General features: G+C 61.5%; 13 protein-coding genes. 7 read left to right on the top strand and 6 right to left on the bottom strand.

Annotated elements, in window-relative coordinates; all coding sequences use genetic code 11:
• Window positions 1–2 precede the first annotated feature (2 nt).
• The 6 genes from ACA049_RS30615 to ACA049_RS30640 form a co-directional block, all read right to left on the bottom strand.
• Window positions 3–2,123, bottom strand: coding sequence for a hypothetical protein (locus tag ACA049_RS30615; protein ID WP_497332099.1), 2,121 nt, complete (start codon window positions 2,121–2,123; stop codon window positions 3–5).
• Entirely contained in the window at window positions 2,110–3,306 is a 1,197-nt protein-coding gene (locus tag ACA049_RS30620) for a DUF3142 domain-containing protein (RefSeq protein ID WP_497332101.1), read from the bottom strand. Before ACA049_RS30620 ends, ACA049_RS30615 begins: the two co-directional genes overlap by 14 nt.
• A 171-nt stretch (window positions 3,307–3,477) precedes the next feature.
• Window positions 3,478–4,305: a class I SAM-dependent methyltransferase gene (locus tag ACA049_RS30625; protein WP_497332103.1), complete on the bottom strand. Its 828-nt coding sequence runs from the start codon at window positions 4,303–4,305 to the stop codon at window positions 3,478–3,480.
• Window positions 4,299–5,456: an acyltransferase family protein gene (locus ACA049_RS30630; RefSeq protein ID WP_497332105.1), complete on the bottom strand. Its 1,158-nt coding sequence runs from the start codon at window positions 5,454–5,456 to the stop codon at window positions 4,299–4,301. Before ACA049_RS30630 ends, ACA049_RS30625 begins: the two co-directional genes overlap by 7 nt.
• Before the next feature lie 52 nt (window positions 5,457–5,508).
• Window positions 5,509–6,807, bottom strand: coding sequence for a glycosyltransferase (locus tag ACA049_RS30635; RefSeq protein ID WP_497332107.1), 1,299 nt, complete (start codon window positions 6,805–6,807; stop codon window positions 5,509–5,511).
• Window positions 6,801–8,378 (bottom strand): glycosyltransferase, encoded by a 1,578-nt coding sequence (locus tag ACA049_RS30640; RefSeq protein WP_497332109.1) that lies wholly within the window; start codon window positions 8,376–8,378, stop codon window positions 6,801–6,803. Before ACA049_RS30640 ends, ACA049_RS30635 begins: the two co-directional genes overlap by 7 nt.
• A gap of 429 nt (window positions 8,379–8,807) precedes the next feature.
• Between ACA049_RS30640 and ACA049_RS30645 the strand changes: the two genes are divergently transcribed.
• The 7 genes from ACA049_RS30645 to ACA049_RS30675 are packed head-to-tail and all read left to right on the top strand — an operon-like array spanning window position 8,808 to window position 16,662.
• The gene (locus ACA049_RS30645) at window positions 8,808–9,722 is read left to right on the top strand and encodes a GDP-mannose 4,6-dehydratase (protein WP_497332111.1); all 915 of its coding nucleotides are present in this window, start codon (window positions 8,808–8,810) and stop codon (window positions 9,720–9,722) included.
• Entirely contained in the window at window positions 9,719–10,690 is a 972-nt protein-coding gene (gmd, locus tag ACA049_RS30650) for a GDP-mannose 4,6-dehydratase (RefSeq protein WP_090177662.1), read from the top strand. Before ACA049_RS30645 ends, gmd begins: the two co-directional genes overlap by 4 nt.
• Window positions 10,691–10,693: 3 nt before the next feature.
• Window positions 10,694–12,136, top strand: a complete 1,443-nt coding sequence (locus tag ACA049_RS30655) for a mannose-1-phosphate guanylyltransferase/mannose-6-phosphate isomerase (protein ID WP_497332113.1) — start codon at window positions 10,694–10,696, stop codon at window positions 12,134–12,136.
• The gene (locus ACA049_RS30660; protein WP_497332115.1) at window positions 12,137–12,934 is read left to right on the top strand and encodes an ABC transporter permease; all 798 of its coding nucleotides are present in this window, start codon (window positions 12,137–12,139) and stop codon (window positions 12,932–12,934) included.
• Window positions 12,934–14,184: an ABC transporter ATP-binding protein gene (locus ACA049_RS30665; RefSeq protein WP_497332117.1), complete on the top strand. Its 1,251-nt coding sequence runs from the start codon at window positions 12,934–12,936 to the stop codon at window positions 14,182–14,184. The genes ACA049_RS30660 and ACA049_RS30665 overlap by 1 nt, the downstream gene beginning before the upstream one ends.
• Window positions 14,181–15,548, top strand: coding sequence for a glycosyltransferase family 4 protein (locus tag ACA049_RS30670; RefSeq protein ID WP_497332119.1), 1,368 nt, complete (start codon window positions 14,181–14,183; stop codon window positions 15,546–15,548). The genes ACA049_RS30665 and ACA049_RS30670 overlap by 4 nt, the downstream gene beginning before the upstream one ends.
• Complete coding sequence (locus ACA049_RS30675; protein WP_497332121.1) at window positions 15,532–16,662, top strand: glycosyltransferase family 4 protein; 1,131 nt, start codon at window positions 15,532–15,534, stop codon at window positions 16,660–16,662. The genes ACA049_RS30670 and ACA049_RS30675 overlap by 17 nt, the downstream gene beginning before the upstream one ends.
• Window position 16,663: the final 1 nt, after the last annotated feature.

Raw genomic sequence — 16,663 nt, forward strand, 5'->3', positions numbered from 1 at the left:
CCTTACTGCGCCTTGCGACCGCGGCGCCGGTTGATCAACAACAGCGCCACGGCAACCACCGCGATAACCCCGCCGATCTGCAACGGCCACTTGTACGGCCGCAGCACCGAACGCGTGGCGTCAGTCACCTGGGTGACATAACGTTTGCTCGCATTCTCGAAGTCGGGATACGGGCACTGGTGGCCAAAATCCACCGCCCACTCCACGTAAGGACCTTCTTTGACATAGCGCTGGTACAGCGCACTTTGGTCTTCAAGACTGCTGTTCCACCCTGCCGCCGAACACAATACCGCTGCAAAGGCCTGGCTGGTGTGAGGCAGGTTATCGGCGGCGCGGTTGGCCAAGGCCGTTGCGACGAATCGATAGTGATAGCGCTCGTCAGGCTTCGCGGCGCTGGCTTGCTGGCGCTGGACTTCACCTTCGGCCACCAATGGGCCGACCTTCAGTTCAGCCGTCTCCAGGCTGTAATTGCCGCCAAACGTGGCGTAGTCCGGGGCCATTTCATAACCCAGAATGTCCATGCCCCACTCGCGCGCCGTCCAGGCTGCGTTGAACAAAGCCGCCGCGCGCTTGGTCGGCCACCACGCCGCATCAGCCAACTGCCGCTGCTGCGCATATAACCGGGCTTTTTTCTGTAGGTCGGGATTGTCGAAGTACACCAACGCTTCGTCGTAGCGCTCCTCGCGTAACAACCGACGCCCGAGCAAATTGCGCAGTTGTGCCGCCACCGGCAACGGCACGTAGTTGTCACGATCCTGCTGACTCAGCACTGGCGGCGCCGGCACCTGGGTGTCGACGTAATGCTTGAGTTCATCGACAGTCAGCACGCGTTCGGCAACGGTCGCGGCGTCGAACCAATAGATGCTTTGGCTGCGATAAAGCTGATCGAACGCTTGCAGGTAATCCCCGCGTTGCAGCGCCAGGATCGCGCTTTCACCTTCGACCCGGCACTTGGGTTGCAGGCTTTCGAAATCGTAGTCGGGCGTGCGTCGCTCGCCCCACGACTCGTTCTGCGGGAAGGCTTGGGCAGCCTTGGCATACGCCGCAGCCGCTGCGTTTTTATCGCCGTCACGCAGCGCCAGTTTCGCCCGCAGCCACCACGCCAGACCACCGTCTCCGGCATGTTCCAGGAATGCTTTGGCGCTGGCGTAATCGCCCTGTTGATAATTCATCGCCGCCAACCGGTCGGCGTTGTCCAGACTGCCGCGCGTGCTGCTTTGCAGGAGTTTGATCAGTTTCAGTTCGTTCGGCGGTTGATCACCGAATGACCAGCCCAAGCGGCTGATCAGCGACGCGGTCACCAGTTGCTGCACCGGTTTGCCCTTGAGCAGCCCGGTCAATTGATCTTCGGGCATCGCCAGCAGGTCTGCCATCAACAGCTTCAGCGAGGTGTAACCCACCGCCGAACCGTGACGATTTTGCGTGGCGTACAGATTGATCGCGCGGTTCCAGTCGCCAGCGGTGCGCGCCACGCGAGCTTGTTCGCCGAGGCTGGCGACACCCAGTTCCAGCGGGTCGTTGAAACCCTCGATGCTCAGCTGAAGGGCTTGTTCGAAGGCTTTTTCCGACTGCGCCAACAGGTCGGACGCCGCGTCCGCTTCGGCGCTCATGGCAAACAGCGTCCGGCCCAGCGAATAAGCCGCCCAGGTGCTGCGCAAGGCGCGCTGATCCGCCGGCAGCGCCAGCACTTTCTGGAAGTATTCGGCGGCCAGGGCGTGATCACCGGCGTTGAACGCCACCGCACCCGCCAGGTAGAACCGAAGCTCGGCCGGCAGGCTCGCGCCCTCGGTTTCGACTTGATGGGCATCAGTCAGCGCGCGCAGTTGTTTGACCAGGGCTTGCTGCTGCTCGGTCAATCCGGCCTGTTCGGCCTTGTCCCGCTGCTCGGCGTAGTCGGTCAACTCCATGCTGTAAGGGGACGTCTCAACGTTCTTGAGCCCTGCGATCACATGCCCAAGGCGATTGATCTCGAATTGGAAGTTGCCTTCCGGCAGCTCCGCCAGCGACTGGGCGCGATTGTCCAGCAAACGCATCGGAAAGTCCGGCCCGCAGGCCAGCGCTGAACCCAGCGGCAGGCTGAGGCTCAGGCAAAGCAAATGGCGGGGCCAGTTACGGGTGAACATTCGAACCTCCTTGATCAATGTGTGCGCAGCGTGCCCAACCGATGGCGCGCTGCTCGCCGGCCGGTATTCGACCGTCGCGCAGGCGGGTGAAGGTAAGCAGATCCGGGCTTTGTTGCAACGCATAACCGGCCAGCGCGTCGGCGCCATCGCAGCCGCGAACCGCCAGTGTTACGCGTTCGGGCCAGGCGCTGTCGAGGTTGCCGTGATTGCTGACGCTGATGTCATAGAGGTCGTCCTGCGCGCTGAGTTTCAAACTCAAGCGACTGTCGAGCGAATCTCCGCGAGCGACAGCGCCGAGTGTGTTCAGGCTCCAGGCCCGGCGATCACCCGCCAGCGGTAGACGAAACCAGATCAGGCCGGCCAGATGCGCCGGTGGATCGGCGCGCAGTTCGGCGGCGAGCGTGCTCAGCTGCAAAGGGTCCGCCAGCAATTCCCGACGTTTGCCGGTTCGCCCGACAGGCACTTCGCTTTCAACGACGGGGGCTCCGCTGGCGCCCGGCAACAGGGCCACGCCATAGGCGGGCAGCGCCAAGTAAAAGGGTTTCGAGGTGATGCGGCTCCAGGCCTTGGCCCATAGCCTGGCCTGATCGGGATCAAACAACCCACGGCGCGGATCGCTCACCGCGTGCACCTGCAAGACGCTGCTGTCGACAGTCGCCAAGAGTGCCGGCAATTCAGGGCTGTCGATCCATGCAGGTAATGCGGTGATGCTTAACGGCAAAGCGGCGGGTATAGCCGCGCGCAGGTGCGTGAGAAATTCGCGGTAAGCCGGTAGCCGGGCGCTACCGGCATCGTGGTCGATTTCCACGCCGGAGAGCGTCAGTCCCTGCCCTTGCCAGTCGTTGAGCACTTGCTGGATGTGCGCCGTGACGTCGTCCTGATCCAGCGCCTGGAGCTGGCCATCGAGACGGATCACCGCAATCAGCGGCCGGCCATCCCGTTTGAGCAACGCCGGATCGATCCGCGCCCGGCTCCAGCCCGCCTGAGGAAATGCCTGCAAGGCCAGCACCCGCAAGGTTGAGAAGTCCGCGCGACTGTCTTGCAGGGCGGCGTCATGCGCCGACGTCCATTGCCGTTGCCAGACGTAGAGTTGCTGATCGAGCGGTGGCGCGTCCTTTTGCTCGCAACCGTTAAGCAGCACCAACGCGGCAAGCACCGCTGCCAGACGAACAAAAAAATCCATGAATCCCCTTTCTCTATAGCAGCTGCCGAGCAGCGCGAGGCTGCGTTCGGCTGCGCAGCAGTCGTAAACCCTGAATGCACGATTTATCTGAAAAACCGCGTCGCCTGATTTTACGACTGCTTCGCAGCCGAACGCAGCCTCGCGCTGCTCGGCAGCTGCTACAGAGAGTGCCTACACCAATGGCTTGCGGGCAATGATCACCTGACTTTTCGCCACGACTGCATCCAGCGCCTGCTTGATCTGCGCACCACGAGGCGACGCCAGGATGGCCTGCCACGTGTCGGCCCAGTGGTTGAGCAACGGGTGGTCGGGGTTGCTGAAATCGACCTTGGCTTCCCAGAACAACAGCATCCACATCGACCAGTAAAACCCGTACTGGCTGTGGCTGAGCACTTCCAGGCCGGCGTCGCTGACCATCGCCTTGAATTGCTCTTCGCTGATGATGCGAATGTGGTTGGGCTTCTGGAAATACTCAGGCGCCGCGATGTCTTTTTGCAGGTCTTCGGAGCTCGGGTGCGGGACGCTGAGCAAGTACAGCGCGCCCGGTTTGCCGACACGCACCAGCTCAGCGAGGAACTGCGCCGGGTCGTCCACGTGTTCGATGACTTCGGTGGACACCACGCGGGTGGCCGTGGCATCGGCAATCGGCAGCGGATTGCAGTCGGTGACGTGGCATTCGACGTCACGCGCCGGTGTGTCACTCAGGCGCTGGCGGGTGGCTTCAACCTTGTCCGCGTCGATGTCGGCGATGATGATCTTCGCCCCGCGCATGCCGCAGAAATGCACGTTGCCGCCATCACCGCAGCCGACGTCCAGCAGCGTGTCTTCGGCGGTCACCGGGAACCCGGTGAACAGCTCGCCGGTTTGCTGATTGAACCAGCCGCTGAGCATCGCGTCGTGCAGGCCGAGCATGTACGGATCGACCTTCTCGACCGTGTCCGCCACAGGCGTCACGGGAGCGGGCGTACCCGCCGTGAGTTTCTTCAAAAGGCTCAGCATGAGGTAGCTCCAGAGGTTTGGGCGGCTGTTCGGGACGTGCCCAGGCGTTTGACCAGCGAGGCACCGCGGTTGCGCATGGGCATTTCGATAAAGCGGTAGTTGAGTTCACTCAACAAGGCGATCAACCCGCCAGCAATCATCAGCGTCAGAATCGGGTGACCGGCCGGGTTGGGCAGACCAGCGCCCTGCAAGCGGAAGGTGAATTCGCGCACCAGCAAATAAGCCGGAATGTGGATCAGGTAGATCCCGTAGGAGCGGCTGCCGACCCACGTCATCACATTCTTGAACACGCCCCGTGGCAGCAGGTAATCGCGATTGTAGGAAGCGATCCAGACCAGCACCGCGCACAACACGGCAATCGTGCCGATGCGGTAATTCGTGAACGTGAAGCGATCCGTCGCCATGAAACTGAGCACCAGCGACAGCACGACCAGCGCCGTCACACCGGCCCATGGACGGCGCAAGAACGTCGGCTCCCACCGCAGATACGAAGGTTGCGCACTCCACATCGCCAGCAAGATACCGAGTGCCAGCGCATCGGTGCGAACCACCATCAGGATCGGCGTGCGCAACGTGAACAACTGCACCGCGACCAACGCCAGCAAGGCCCAGACCAGGTGTTTGCGACAGATCAGAATCAGCAGCGGGAACAGCACATAAAACTGCTCCTCCAGCGACAGGCTCCAGTACACGAAACTGGTGCCGTATTCATAGTTATAGAAGCTGTCGGCGAACCGGAAGTTGGCGTACTGCGCGACCCCGGCCAGGGTTGCTTGCAGGTTGGCGTGCAGCGTGCCGAACGCCCCGGAACGATTCAGAAAAATACAGCCGAGCAACATCAGCGCCAGCCACAACCACGCCGACGGCAATAATCGAAAGGCTCGGCGCAGCCAGAAGTTGCGCGTCTGCTGCCAGTATTCCTGACGCGTGCTGCAACCCTGCAAAGCAGGGATCAGGCTGCGCGCGATGACAAATCCGGAGATGGCGAAAAACAGATCGACGCCCCACCACGGCTGCCCCCACGCGGTGATGGCTTGCAACAGCGGCACCGGGGCCGCAAACAGGCTGTCTTGCAGGTGATGGAACAACACGCCGAGCACCGCAATGCCGCGCAGCAACTCGATGTCCATGATCCGTCGGTCGTTACTCATGTCGTCCTCCTGGACGCTGCTGCGCTATCCACTCGCGTCAACGCTGGGCGGATCATGCTTCGGGGGTATCCAAGGCGACGCGGGTTTCAAGGAGCTGCGCGAAGAAGGCTTTCAGTCGTTGCTCGGCGATGGCTTGGCTGCAGAATTTTTCCAGGCTGGCCACCGAATGCGCGGACATCTGCGCGTAACGCTCGGCATCGTTTTTGGCGACGTCATAACTGGCGCGATAAGCGCGGCACAACGACGCCCAGTTCGTCACGTAACGCAGGGTCCGGAATGCCCTGCGCGGGTCATGAGGCCAGGCCGTCAGTTCGTCGGTGGAGTCGATCAGGAACGCATTATCGGCATCCAGGTAATCGATCATCGCCGTGGTGCGTGGCGCCACCGCCGGTTTGCCACAGGACATGAACTCCATCAGCGGCAGGCACTGGCCTTCGCCGTAGGAGGTGTTGACCACGTAGCTGGTTGCCTGCACCAGTTGCTCGTAGTCCGCATCCGCGAGGTAGCCGTAAATCAGCACGATGCGGCAGCGGTAAGACTGGTTTTTGTACAAATGGTGAAGGATGTCGGTCAGCGCCGCTTCGGCATCGTGGTGGGTCAGTTTGAGCACCAGCGTCGCGTCATCGACCTCGCGGAAGGTCACGCAGAAGGCACTGAGCATGTCTTCCCAATTCTTGCGCCCGTCACCGGGGTTGAACACCGAGGTGTAGATCACGCCGTCGAGCACCAACTCGTGTTCACGGGGCGGCGCCTCGAAATCAATACCTTCACCTTCGCGTAACTGCGCCGGCCCAAAGGCCCGCAAGTCCAGCGTGCGGCTGTCCGCTACCAGGCCTTTGATCTTCAGTCGCACCTCACTGGCCAGCGGTTGACGCTGCAACTGGGCGCCACGCGCCGAGAATCGGTCCCACACCGGTGCCGGTACCGCGACGATCGGATAGTCGGCACCCATCGCCTCGCGCACGGCGTTCACCGTATAGCCGGAATGGGTAATCGCCGCGCCTGAAGCACGCAAAACCGTGCGCCAGTCATTGCGCGGTTCGCCGGCAAAGGGTTCGTTGGGAATGGTGCTGAATTCCCACGCGAACACCGGCAAGGTCGGACAGGCGAAGTGCACCGGCGTGCAATGCGGCGGCGAGAACGACAGGAACACGCAGTCTTCACCACGGGACTGCGCGTCGAGGTACAAGGCATCGACTTCGCTCTGCGGGTCCCTGACTTCCACCACACGACCCAATCGCTCCAGCACCGGCCGGTATTCCTTGAGCACAAAGTAATAGCTGTACTCCGAACGACCGAGGTTCTGGGCGATGGTGTGCTGGTTGGTTTCCGAATGAATGATGATCAGCATGAGGCGCTATCCGTCACGGCCGCTGCCGGCAAAACCTGCGGCGTCAGCCCGAAAAAATCCGCCAGGCGCTTCTGCACCGGGGCGAAGGCGCAGTAGTCGTGCATGCGCTCGACGGCGTCGGCAGACATGCGCTGGTACGCCAGCGGTTGCTCCTTGGCCATCCGGTAGCTGTTTTCGTAGGCGATTTTCAGCGAACCCCAGTCCGGTCGATAACGCAGGGTCCGATAGATGATCCGTGTGTCCTGGGGCCAGATGGTCAGCTCTTCGCTGGACTTGACCACAAACGCCACACGCTCATCGATGTAATCCTCCATGGCGGTGTGGTCCGGGGCGATCACCGGTTTACCGCTGGCCATGAACTCCATCAGCGGCAGGCACAGGCCTTCGCAGCGTGACGCGTTGACGTAATAACTGGCCGCTTCGTACAGCCGGGCGTATTGCGGATCGTCCAGGTAACCGTGCATCACCACCACCCGACAGGCAAACGGCGAGAGTTGCGCGAGCAAGGTCATCAGTTCGTCGTAATAGGACGACAGGTCGCTTTGAGTAATCTTCAGCACCAGCGTGGCGTCCTCCGTTTCGCGGAAGGCCCAGCAGAAGGCGGTGATCAATTGATGCCAGTTCTTGCGACCGTCCCGGGGGTTGAACACCGTGACGTACACCACGCCGTCGACCTGAGTCTCGACCTGGCCGGTGGTGTCCGGCCATTGACGCGGTTCAGGCTCATGCACGGCCATCGTCTGCGGGCCAGCGATGGCCGGCAAGAATCCGGCAAGCCGTTCATGGGCGGTCTCTGAAAGAAGGTCGCGAATGCCTTCCCAATACCACTGGCTCAGAAAGTGCGTGCGATGCACCGGGACGGGCAGGGTTTTGCCCATGTCCCGGCGCCACAGGTGCAGGTAATGGCGAGCAATGACGAAGCGGCGTTTCAAGGTCAGCGGCGGTGGCTTCGCGGCTTCCGCTGCAGCCTCTCGCGCGGCGATTTCTTCGGCCGTGGGCACGACAGGGATCAGTGCGTCGGCGCTGAGCCCGAGGGTACGGGTGTCGAAAATGCAGCCCTTGATCTCCAGTGTCGAACCGCCATTGACCGGGACGCTGGTGTGGTTGCTGCGAATGGCCGCGAAGTTCTCCCACAGCGGCGTGGGCAAAACCAGCACAGGAAAGTCTTCACCCATGGCCCGCCGAATCGCCCGGGCGGTGTGGCTGGACAGCGTGATGACCCGGCCCTGGCGTGCCAGCATCTGCGTCCAGTCCTGGCGCGGGTCGTTGTCCCATTGCTCATCGGGAATCGAGTCAAACTCCCAGGCCACCACGCAGATCGTCGGGCATTCAAGATCGTTCGGGGTTTTCTGCGGCGGCGTAAAGGACAGGAACAGGCTGTCCTGGCCGGCGGCCAGCAATTGGCGATAGAGAGGATCGACCTCGGCGGTGGAGGACACCACATGCACCCGCCCGAGGCTTTCGAGCACCGGGCGATACGCCTTGAGCACGAAGTAGTAACTGTATTCGGGACGACCGAGGCTCTGGCTGATGGAGCTGTCGTTGACGTCCGAGTAAAGAATGAAATTCATGGCATCCCACGATGAAACCGCCATCCCGGCAGCCCCACTCTATGACGGCAAAGCCACGGATCGACCCGGGGTTTGCCGGTCGTCGTCCATCGTCTTCTTGCCCGTCTACGTTCTTGTTTTAATGGTCAGTTTCGCGGGGTGTGAATACCACCCGGCCGAACCCTGGGTAATCGTGACGAGGGGCATTCTAAACACATCCGCTGAGGATTCGTGAACCGCCCGGCGAGAATAAATCGGGCTACGCTAACGAGAACTGACCGGTCACGGTGGGACCTGTTGAAATTGCCGCGCAATTGGCACAGATTGGCTACCAAACAACTACAACAACGACTTCGCCTGTCTTTCGACCAAGGAATCCACCCGGTCTGTCAGACATTTCCATAGAGCCTGTGGGGAATGGACGAAGTTTTATGACCAAGGGGCCGCTGTTTGAAAAAGCGTCTGTTCGTTACGGGTCTCAGTGGATTCGTAGGACAACACATCCAATCCCGCCTGCAGGCCGATGCCTCGGAATGGGAGCTTCTGCCTGTCGCCGCCCGTTACGATCTCGCTGAGCCCGGCACTCTCGACGGCCTCTGGCCCGAGATGCCCGACGCGGTCATTCACCTGGCCGGCCAGACCTTCGTTCCCGAAGCCTTCCGCGACCCGGCACGCACGCTGACGATCAACCTGCTCGGCACCTTGAACCTGCTTCAGGCACTCAAGGCGCGGGGGTTTAAAGGTAAGTTCCTGTACGTCAGCTCCGGCGACGTCTACGGCCAAGTGATGGAGTCGGACCTGCCGATTACCGAACTCCAGCCGCCCTGCCCGCGCAATCCCTATGCGGTGAGCAAACTGTCGGCCGAGTTCCTCAGTCTGCAATGGGGCTTGAGTGAAGGCTGGCCGGTGGTGGTCGCCCGCCCGTTCAACCACATCGGCACCGGTCAGAAAGACAGCTTTGTCATCGCCAGCGCCGCGCGGCAGATCAACCGTATCAAACAAGGCCTGCAAGCCCCGCAACTGGAAGTCGGTGACATCGACGTCACACGCGATTTCCTCGATGTGGACGATGTCGTGTCGGCCTATCTGGCGCTGTTGGAAAAGGGCACGTCGGGGCAGGTCTACAACATTTGCTCGGGGCGCGAGCAGAGCATTCGCAGCCTGATCGAACAACTGGGGGACCTCGCCCAGGTCAACATGCAATTGATTCAGGATCCGGCGCGCCTTCGCCGCGCGGATCAGCGTCGCGTTTGTGGCAGCTCTGCCAAGCTTGCCCAGACCACAGGATGGACGCCTGAAATCACAACACAACAATCCCTGCGGGCGATCCTGTCCGACTGGGAGAAGCGAGTGAAAGAAGAATGACAAAAAGTGCATTGATCACGGGGATCACCGGTCAGGACGGCGCGTATCTGGCCAAACTGCTGCTCGACAAGGGCTACAAGGTCCACGGCCTGGTGGCACGGCGCAGCAGCGATGCGCGCTGGCGTCTGCGTGAGATGGGGGTCGAGGGCGACATCATTTACCTGGACGGCGACATGGCCGATGCCTGCTCAGTGCAGCGTGCGGTGATCAAGTCCGCCCCGGACGAAATCTATAACCTGGCGGCGCAAAGTTTTGTCGCGGCCTCCTGGGATCAACCGGTCACCACCGGCATCGTCGACGGGCTGGGCGTGACCCACCTGCTAGAAGCGATCCGCCAGTTCAGTCCGCACACGCGTTTTTATCAAGCGTCGACCAGCGAAATGTTTGGCCTGATCCAGGCCGAGCAACAGGACGAGAACACCCCGTTCTACCCGCGCAGCCCTTACGGCGTGGCCAAGCTGTACGGGCACTGGATCACCGTGAACTACCGCGAAAGCTTCAACCTGCACGCCAGCAGCGGGATCCTGTTCAACCACGAATCACCGCTGCGCGGCATCGAGTTCGTGACCCGCAAAGTGACCGACGCCGCCGCCCGCATCAAGCAGGGCAAACAGCAGGAACTGAGCCTGGGCAACATCGACGCCAAACGCGACTGGGGGTTTGCCGGCGACTACGTCGAAGCCATGTGGTTGATGCTGCAACAGGACAAGCCCGACGACTTCGTGGTCGCCACCGGCGTGACCACCACCGTGCGTGAAATGTGCCGCATCGCCTTCGATCACGTCGGCCTCAACTACCGCGACTTCGTGAAAATAGACCCGGCGTTCTTCCGCCCGGCCGAGGTCGAAGTGCTGCTCGGCAACCCGGCCAAAGCCCAGCGTGTATTGGGCTGGAAGCCAAAAACCGATCTGGATACCTTGATCCGCATGATGATGGATGCGGACATGAAACGCGTCGCCAAGGAGTAGGCCATGCTGATTCCTGTGATTCTCTCCGGCGGTGCCGGTACTCGCCTGTGGCCGGTGTCCCGCGAGGGCCATCCCAAGCCGTTCATGACCCTGCCCGACGGCCAGTCGCTGCTGGGCAAGACCTATCGGCGGGCGGCCGGGCTGCTTGATGGCTGGGGCGATATCGTCACGGTGACCAACCGCGACTACTACTTCCAGAGCAAGGATCACTATCAGGAGGCGCAGCTAAGTCGCCATCGCGGGCACTTTCTGCTGGAGCCGACAGGTCGCAATACCGCCCCGGCCATCGCCGCCGCGGCCCTGTCACTGCAAGCCCTGCACGGCGATGAAGCGATCATGGTGGTGATGCCCGCCGACCATTTGATCCTCAACGAAGACGCCTTGAAAACGGCGGTTGAACACGCCGTGGCACTGGCCAAGGATGGATTCCTGGTGACGTTCGGCGTGGTGCCGACCGCCCCGGAGACCGGTTTCGGCTACATAGAAACCGGCGCGGCGCTGGACGGAAAAGGCGCCGCAAAGGTCCAGCGTTTCGTCGAAAAACCGGATCTGCAAACCGCCACACATTACCTGGAAAGCGGCAAGTTCCTGTGGAACTCGGGGATGTTCTGCTTCTGCGTCTCGACTGTGCTGGCCGAATTGCAGATCCACGCCCCAGAGCTGCTGGAGCAGACGCAAACCTGCATGGCGCAAAGCGCCCCCGTTGAAACGGCCGGGTGCCTGCAACAGGAATTGTCCCCGGCGCTGTTCGCCGAGATCACTGACATTTCCATCGACTACGCCTTGATGGAACGCTCCGACAAAGTGGTCGTGGTACCCGCCGGTTTCGACTGGAGCGACATCGGCTCCTGGGGCGCGGTCGCCACGCTGGTGCCGGCGGATGCGCAAAACAACCGCGCCACCGGCGACGCGGTATTCATCGACAGCCACAACAATTTTGTCCAGAGCGAAGACCGGCTGGTGGCGGCGGTGGGTGTGGATAACTTGATCATCATCGACACCGCCGACGCGGTGCTGGTGGCCCACGCCGATCGCGCCCAGGATGTGCGCCGGGTGGCCAAGCAGCTCAAGGACAAAAAACACGAGGCCTATCGCCTGCACCGTACGGTCAGTCGGCCTTGGGGCACCTACACCGTGCTCGAAGAAGGCCCGCGCTTCAAGATCAAGCGCATCGTGGTCAAGCCCGGCGCCAAGTTGTCACTGCAAATGCACCACCACCGCAATGAACACTGGGTGGTCGTCGAAGGCATGGCCAAGGTCACCAACAATGGCACCGGCACCCACCTGGTGGCCAAGAACGAATCGACTTTCATTGCCGCCGGCCACAAGCATCGCCTGGAAAACCCGGGCGTGATCGATCTGGTGATCATTGAAGTGCAAAGCGGCGAATACCTGGGAGAGGACGATATCGTTCGCTTCGAAGACCAATATGGCAGGACGGTTTGAATGCTGCTTTCCCTATACCGCTCACTGTGCAGCCACCGAGGGTTCATCCTCGGTAGCGTCCAGCGAGAGTTTCAGGCGCGTTACCGAAATTCGCTGTTCGGAGCCCTGTGGCCCGTACTCAATCCACTGTCGATGATCGTCGTCTACACCGTGATTTTTTCTCACATCATGCGCGCCCGCCTGCCGGGCGTGGACGACAGCATGGCCTACAGCGTGTACCTGTGCGGCGGCTTGCTGGCCTGGGGACTGTTTGCGGAAATCACCCTGCGCAGCCAGAACATGTTTCTGGAAAACGCCAACCTGTTGAAGAAAATCAGCTTCCCGCGGGTCTGTCTGCCGGTGATTGTCTTGATCAACGCCGGCATCAATTTCGCGATCATCATCGGCTTGTTCCTGGGGTTTCTGCTGGTCACGGGACGTTGGCCGGGCATGGCGTTGCTGGCGTTGATACCGCTGATGGCGTTGCAAATGATGTTCTGTGCCGGGCTGGGAATGGTACTCGGCGTGTTGAATGTGTTCTTCCGTGATGTCGGGCAACTCTTCGGCATCTGCCTGCAATTCTGGTTCTGGCTGACGCCCATTGTGTACCCCATGAGCATCCTGCCGGACTGGGTTCAGCGCCTGCTGCAACTCAACCCCCTGACCAACCTGATCGTCAGCTATCAAAACATGTTTCTCTACGGGCAATGGCCGGTCTGGAGTTCGCTGCTGCCGATTTTTGTCACCGGCGTGGTGTTCTGTCTGATCGGGCTGCGTCTGTTTCGCCAGCGCGTCGGTGAAATGGTGGATGAACTCTGATGGGGCATATTCGCGTCACCGGCCTGGGCAAGGCCTACAAGCAATACCCGAACCGCTGGAGCCGACTGGCCGAGTGGCTGATTCCGTTTTCGCCCAAGCGCCACCACCAGCACTGGGTGCTGCAAGACGTCGAATTCGAGATCGCCCCCGGTGAAGCGGTGGGCATCGTCGGGGTCAACGGTGCGGGCAAAAGCACCTTGTTGAAAATGATCACCGGCACCACCCAACCGACCTGCGGCAAGATTGAACTCGAAGGCCGGGTGGCGGCGCTGCTGGAACTGGGCATGGGCTTTCACCCGGACTTTACCGGCCGACAGAATGCAATCATGGCCGGACAATTGCTGGGCATGCAGGTCGATGACATTGAAGCGTTGATGCCCGAGATCGAACATTTCGCGGAGATCGGCGAAGCCATCGACCATCCGGTGCGCACCTACTCCAGCGGCATGCAGATGCGCCTGGCGTTCAGCGTGGCCACCGCTCGGCGTCCGGACATCCTGATCGTCGACGAAGCGCTGTCCGTGGGCGATGCCTACTTCCAGCACAAGAGCTTCGAACGCATCCGCAGCTTCCGCAAGGCCGGCACCACCCTGCTGATCGTGTCCCACGACCGCTCGGCCATCCAGGCGATTTGCGATTCGGCCATCCTGCTCAAGGACGGCCGCATGGCCATGCACGGTAAACCCGAAGCGGTCCTGGACTACTACAACGCGATGATGGCCGAACGTGAAGGCCAGATCGTGCGTCAGGAAATGCTCGCGGACGGGGAAGTGCAAACGATTTCCGGCACCGGTGAAGCGGGCATCCTCAGCGTGCGGTTGCTGGACGAGAATGACCGTTCCATCGACGCCGCCGAGGTCGGTCAGCCCGTGGTGCTGGAAGTCCAGGTCGAAGTCCGTCAGGACATCGAGCGCCTGGTGCTTGGCTTCATCCTCAAGGACCGCCTGGGTCAGATGATGTATGGCATCAACACCCATCGTCAGGACAAGGCCCTGACCGATCTGCACGCCGGAGAACGCTACACCTACCGTTTTGCCTTCGTCATGGGCCTGGGCAAGGGCAACTATTCCGTGTCCCTGAGCCTGTCGCGGCTGGACTCTCATCTGGACCGCAACTACGAATGGCGCGATTACGGGTTGGTGTTCCATGTGATCAACAACCGGCATGAAGACTTCGTCGGCTGCTCGTGGCTGGCGGCGAAAACCACCATTACCCGCTCCGAATCGACTGTTTCGGAGCGCACGCCATGACCCGTCTTCTGGTGGAGTGCACCCACGTATTCCAGCACCCCAAAGTCAATTCGGGCATTCAGCGGGTGGTGCGCAACGTCATCAATCAGCTGCCGGACACTGTCGACGGTGTCGAGTGCATCCCGGTGGTGATGCTCAAGGGCAAGCTCTATCGGGTGCTGAAACTCGGCGCGTTGAACATCCCGTTTTTCGATGGCTTGATGACCTTTGGCGGACGCCTGGGGCGGCTGGCTCATCGTTTCTGGCAACTGCATCAACGTTTGCACAATCGCAGCCACTCGCGAGTGGTCAAGCGCCTGCTGCACGTGGCCTACCGTCTCACGGCAATCACCTGTTTCAGCCTGCCGATACGGCTGATCGAGGCCATCAACCAGTATCAACTGCCCAAACGCTGCTCGCCGCTGCAGCATCAGCCGGGCGATCAACTGGTGTTGCTGGACTCTTCCTGGCACAGCGATTTCTTCCCGTTTGCCGAACAGCTCAAGCGTGAAGGCGTGGGCATCGTTTCGGTGATCTACGACCTCATCCCGCTGACTCACCCACAGTTCTACGACACGCGGCTGGTGCAGATTTTCAACGAGTGGTTCAACTGGGTCACCCAAACCGCCGACGGCTACGTGGCGATTTCCGCGACGGTGCGCGATCAGGTGCGTGAAGAGTTGCAGCGTCGGCTGGGCCCGGCCAAAGCCAATACGTTGTGGTTCGATTATTTTCACCTCGGCTCCGAGCTGGACCTGAGCGAAGCCACCGCTACCGTCGAGCCGCGACTGACCCGCGTGTTCACAACACCGGAACCGGTGTTCTTGATGGTCAGCACCATCGAGCCGCGCAAGAACCACGATTACCTGCTCGACGCTTTCGAACGCGCCTGGGCCTCAGGTTCGCAAGCCCGCCTGTGCATCGCCGGGCGCATCGGCTGGAAGTGCGATGCCCTGCTCGCCCGCGTGCGCAACCACCCGCAGCTGAACCAGCGCCTGTTCATGTTCAACGACCTGAGCGACACCAGTCTTGAACACGCCTATTCCCACGCCAGCGCACTGGTGTTTCCGTCCTGGGTCGAGGGTTTTGGCCTGCCCCTGGTCGAAGCGATGCAGCGTGGTTTGCCGGCCATGGGCAGCGATATTCCGATCTTTCGCGAAATCGGTGGCGAGTTCATGACGTACTTTGACCTCACCGAACCGCAAAGCCTGGCAAACCTGGTCACCGATTTCGAACGTTCCGGGCAATTCCCCGCAGCTCGCAACGTCGCGGACTGGCAGTGGATCGGCTGGCGTGAAGCCAGCGCGCAACTGGCCGAGCGAACCCTGCGCAATCTGGTAGAGGCGCCGGTCGTGCAAGAGAGGCAACATGCGAATTGCCCTTAACGCCCGGATCCTGCAAGCCCCGCGCACCGGCATCGGCCATTACGTCGCCGAACTGGCGACCGCCCTGGCTGATGAGCCCGATGTCGAACTGACGCTGTTCCACGGTTGGGGCTGGAGTTCGGACTTGCCGGAAGCCGCCATGCCCGGTTATTCGCGACTGACGCCGTTGCTGCGGCAAATTCCGGGGGCTTATCAGGCGCGGCGCTGGCTGGAGCAGAAACGCTTCGATCAGGGTCGCTCGCAGACCATCGACCTCTATCACGAACCGAGCCTGTGGCCGCTGTCGTTCGACGGCCCGACAGTCATCACCCTGCATGACCTCACGCACTTGCATTACCCCGAGACGCAGCCACCTTCGCGCTTGCGAGAAATCGAGCGGCGGCTGGCCGACGGCGTGCACCGGGCGAGTCTGATTCTTACCGACTCGCAGTGCATTGCCGACGAAGCCCAGGCGTATTTCGCGCTGCCGGCCGAGCGTTTTGTCGTCGCGCCGCTGGGCGTGGCCGCACGTTTCCATCCGCGGGAACCTGAAGCCATCGACGCGGTGCTCAAGGCCCATGGCGTCGAGGCGCGGGAATATTTCCTTTGTGTCGGCACCCTGGAACCGCGCAAGAACCTGACGCTGGCCCTGCGCGCCCACGCCCGATTACCGGAAGCGGTGCGCCAGCGTTTTCCCCTGCTGATCGCCGGCATGGCCGGTTGGCAGGGCGAACAGTTCAGTGATGAGTTGCGCGCCGCCCTGGCCACCGGCGATGTGTGCCTGCTGGGGTATCTGCCTGATGAAACACTGGCACAGCTACTGGCCGGCGCCCGGGCATTGATCTTTCCCTCGTTGTACGAAGGGTTCGGCCTGCCCGTCCTGGAAGCCATGGCCAGCGGCACACCGGTGATTCTGACCAATCATTCGGCCATGCCGGAGGTCGCGGGCGCCGCAGGCAGCTACGTAACGCCGGACGATCCAGACAACTTGCGCGATGCCATGAGCCGCCTCATCGACGACCCGCTGCATTGGCAGGTCTGTCGCGAAGCCGGTTTGCAACAAGCGAAGCTTTTTTCCTGGGAGCGTTGTGCGAAGGCCACGGCCCGCGCTTACCGCCAGGCTATGGGAGACTGAT

It is taken from the genome of Pseudomonas sp. LBUM1662, from assembly GCF_059695915.1.

Bases quoted from the DNA above. Each gene is read 5' to 3' on its own strand.
- ACA049_RS30670 (WP_497332119.1), top strand. From the start codon at position 14,181: ATGACCCGTCTTCTGGTGGAGTGCACCCACGTATTCCAGCACCCCAAA.
- ACA049_RS30665 (WP_497332117.1), top strand. From the start codon at position 12,934: ATGGGGCATATTCGCGTCACCGGCCTGGGCAAGGCCTACAAGCAATAC.
- ACA049_RS30620 (WP_497332101.1), bottom strand. From the start codon at position 3,306: ATGGATTTTTTTGTTCGTCTGGCAGCGGTGCTTGCCGCGTTGGTGCTG.
- gmd (WP_090177662.1), top strand. From the start codon at position 9,719: ATGACAAAAAGTGCATTGATCACGGGGATCACCGGTCAGGACGGCGCG.
- ACA049_RS30660 (WP_497332115.1), top strand. From the start codon at position 12,137: ATGCTGCTTTCCCTATACCGCTCACTGTGCAGCCACCGAGGGTTCATC.
- ACA049_RS30630 (WP_497332105.1), bottom strand. From the start codon at position 5,456: ATGAGTAACGACCGACGGATCATGGACATCGAGTTGCTGCGCGGCATT.
- ACA049_RS30615 (WP_497332099.1), bottom strand. From the start codon at position 2,123: ATGTTCACCCGTAACTGGCCCCGCCATTTGCTTTGCCTGAGCCTCAGC.
- ACA049_RS30675 (WP_497332121.1), top strand. From the start codon at position 15,532: ATGCGAATTGCCCTTAACGCCCGGATCCTGCAAGCCCCGCGCACCGGC.
- ACA049_RS30635 (WP_497332107.1), bottom strand. From the start codon at position 6,807: ATGCTGATCATCATTCATTCGGAAACCAACCAGCACACCATCGCCCAG.
- ACA049_RS30655 (WP_497332113.1), top strand. From the start codon at position 10,694: ATGCTGATTCCTGTGATTCTCTCCGGCGGTGCCGGTACTCGCCTGTGG.
- ACA049_RS30640 (WP_497332109.1), bottom strand. From the start codon at position 8,378: ATGAATTTCATTCTTTACTCGGACGTCAACGACAGCTCCATCAGCCAG.
- ACA049_RS30625 (WP_497332103.1), bottom strand. From the start codon at position 4,305: ATGCTGAGCCTTTTGAAGAAACTCACGGCGGGTACGCCCGCTCCCGTG.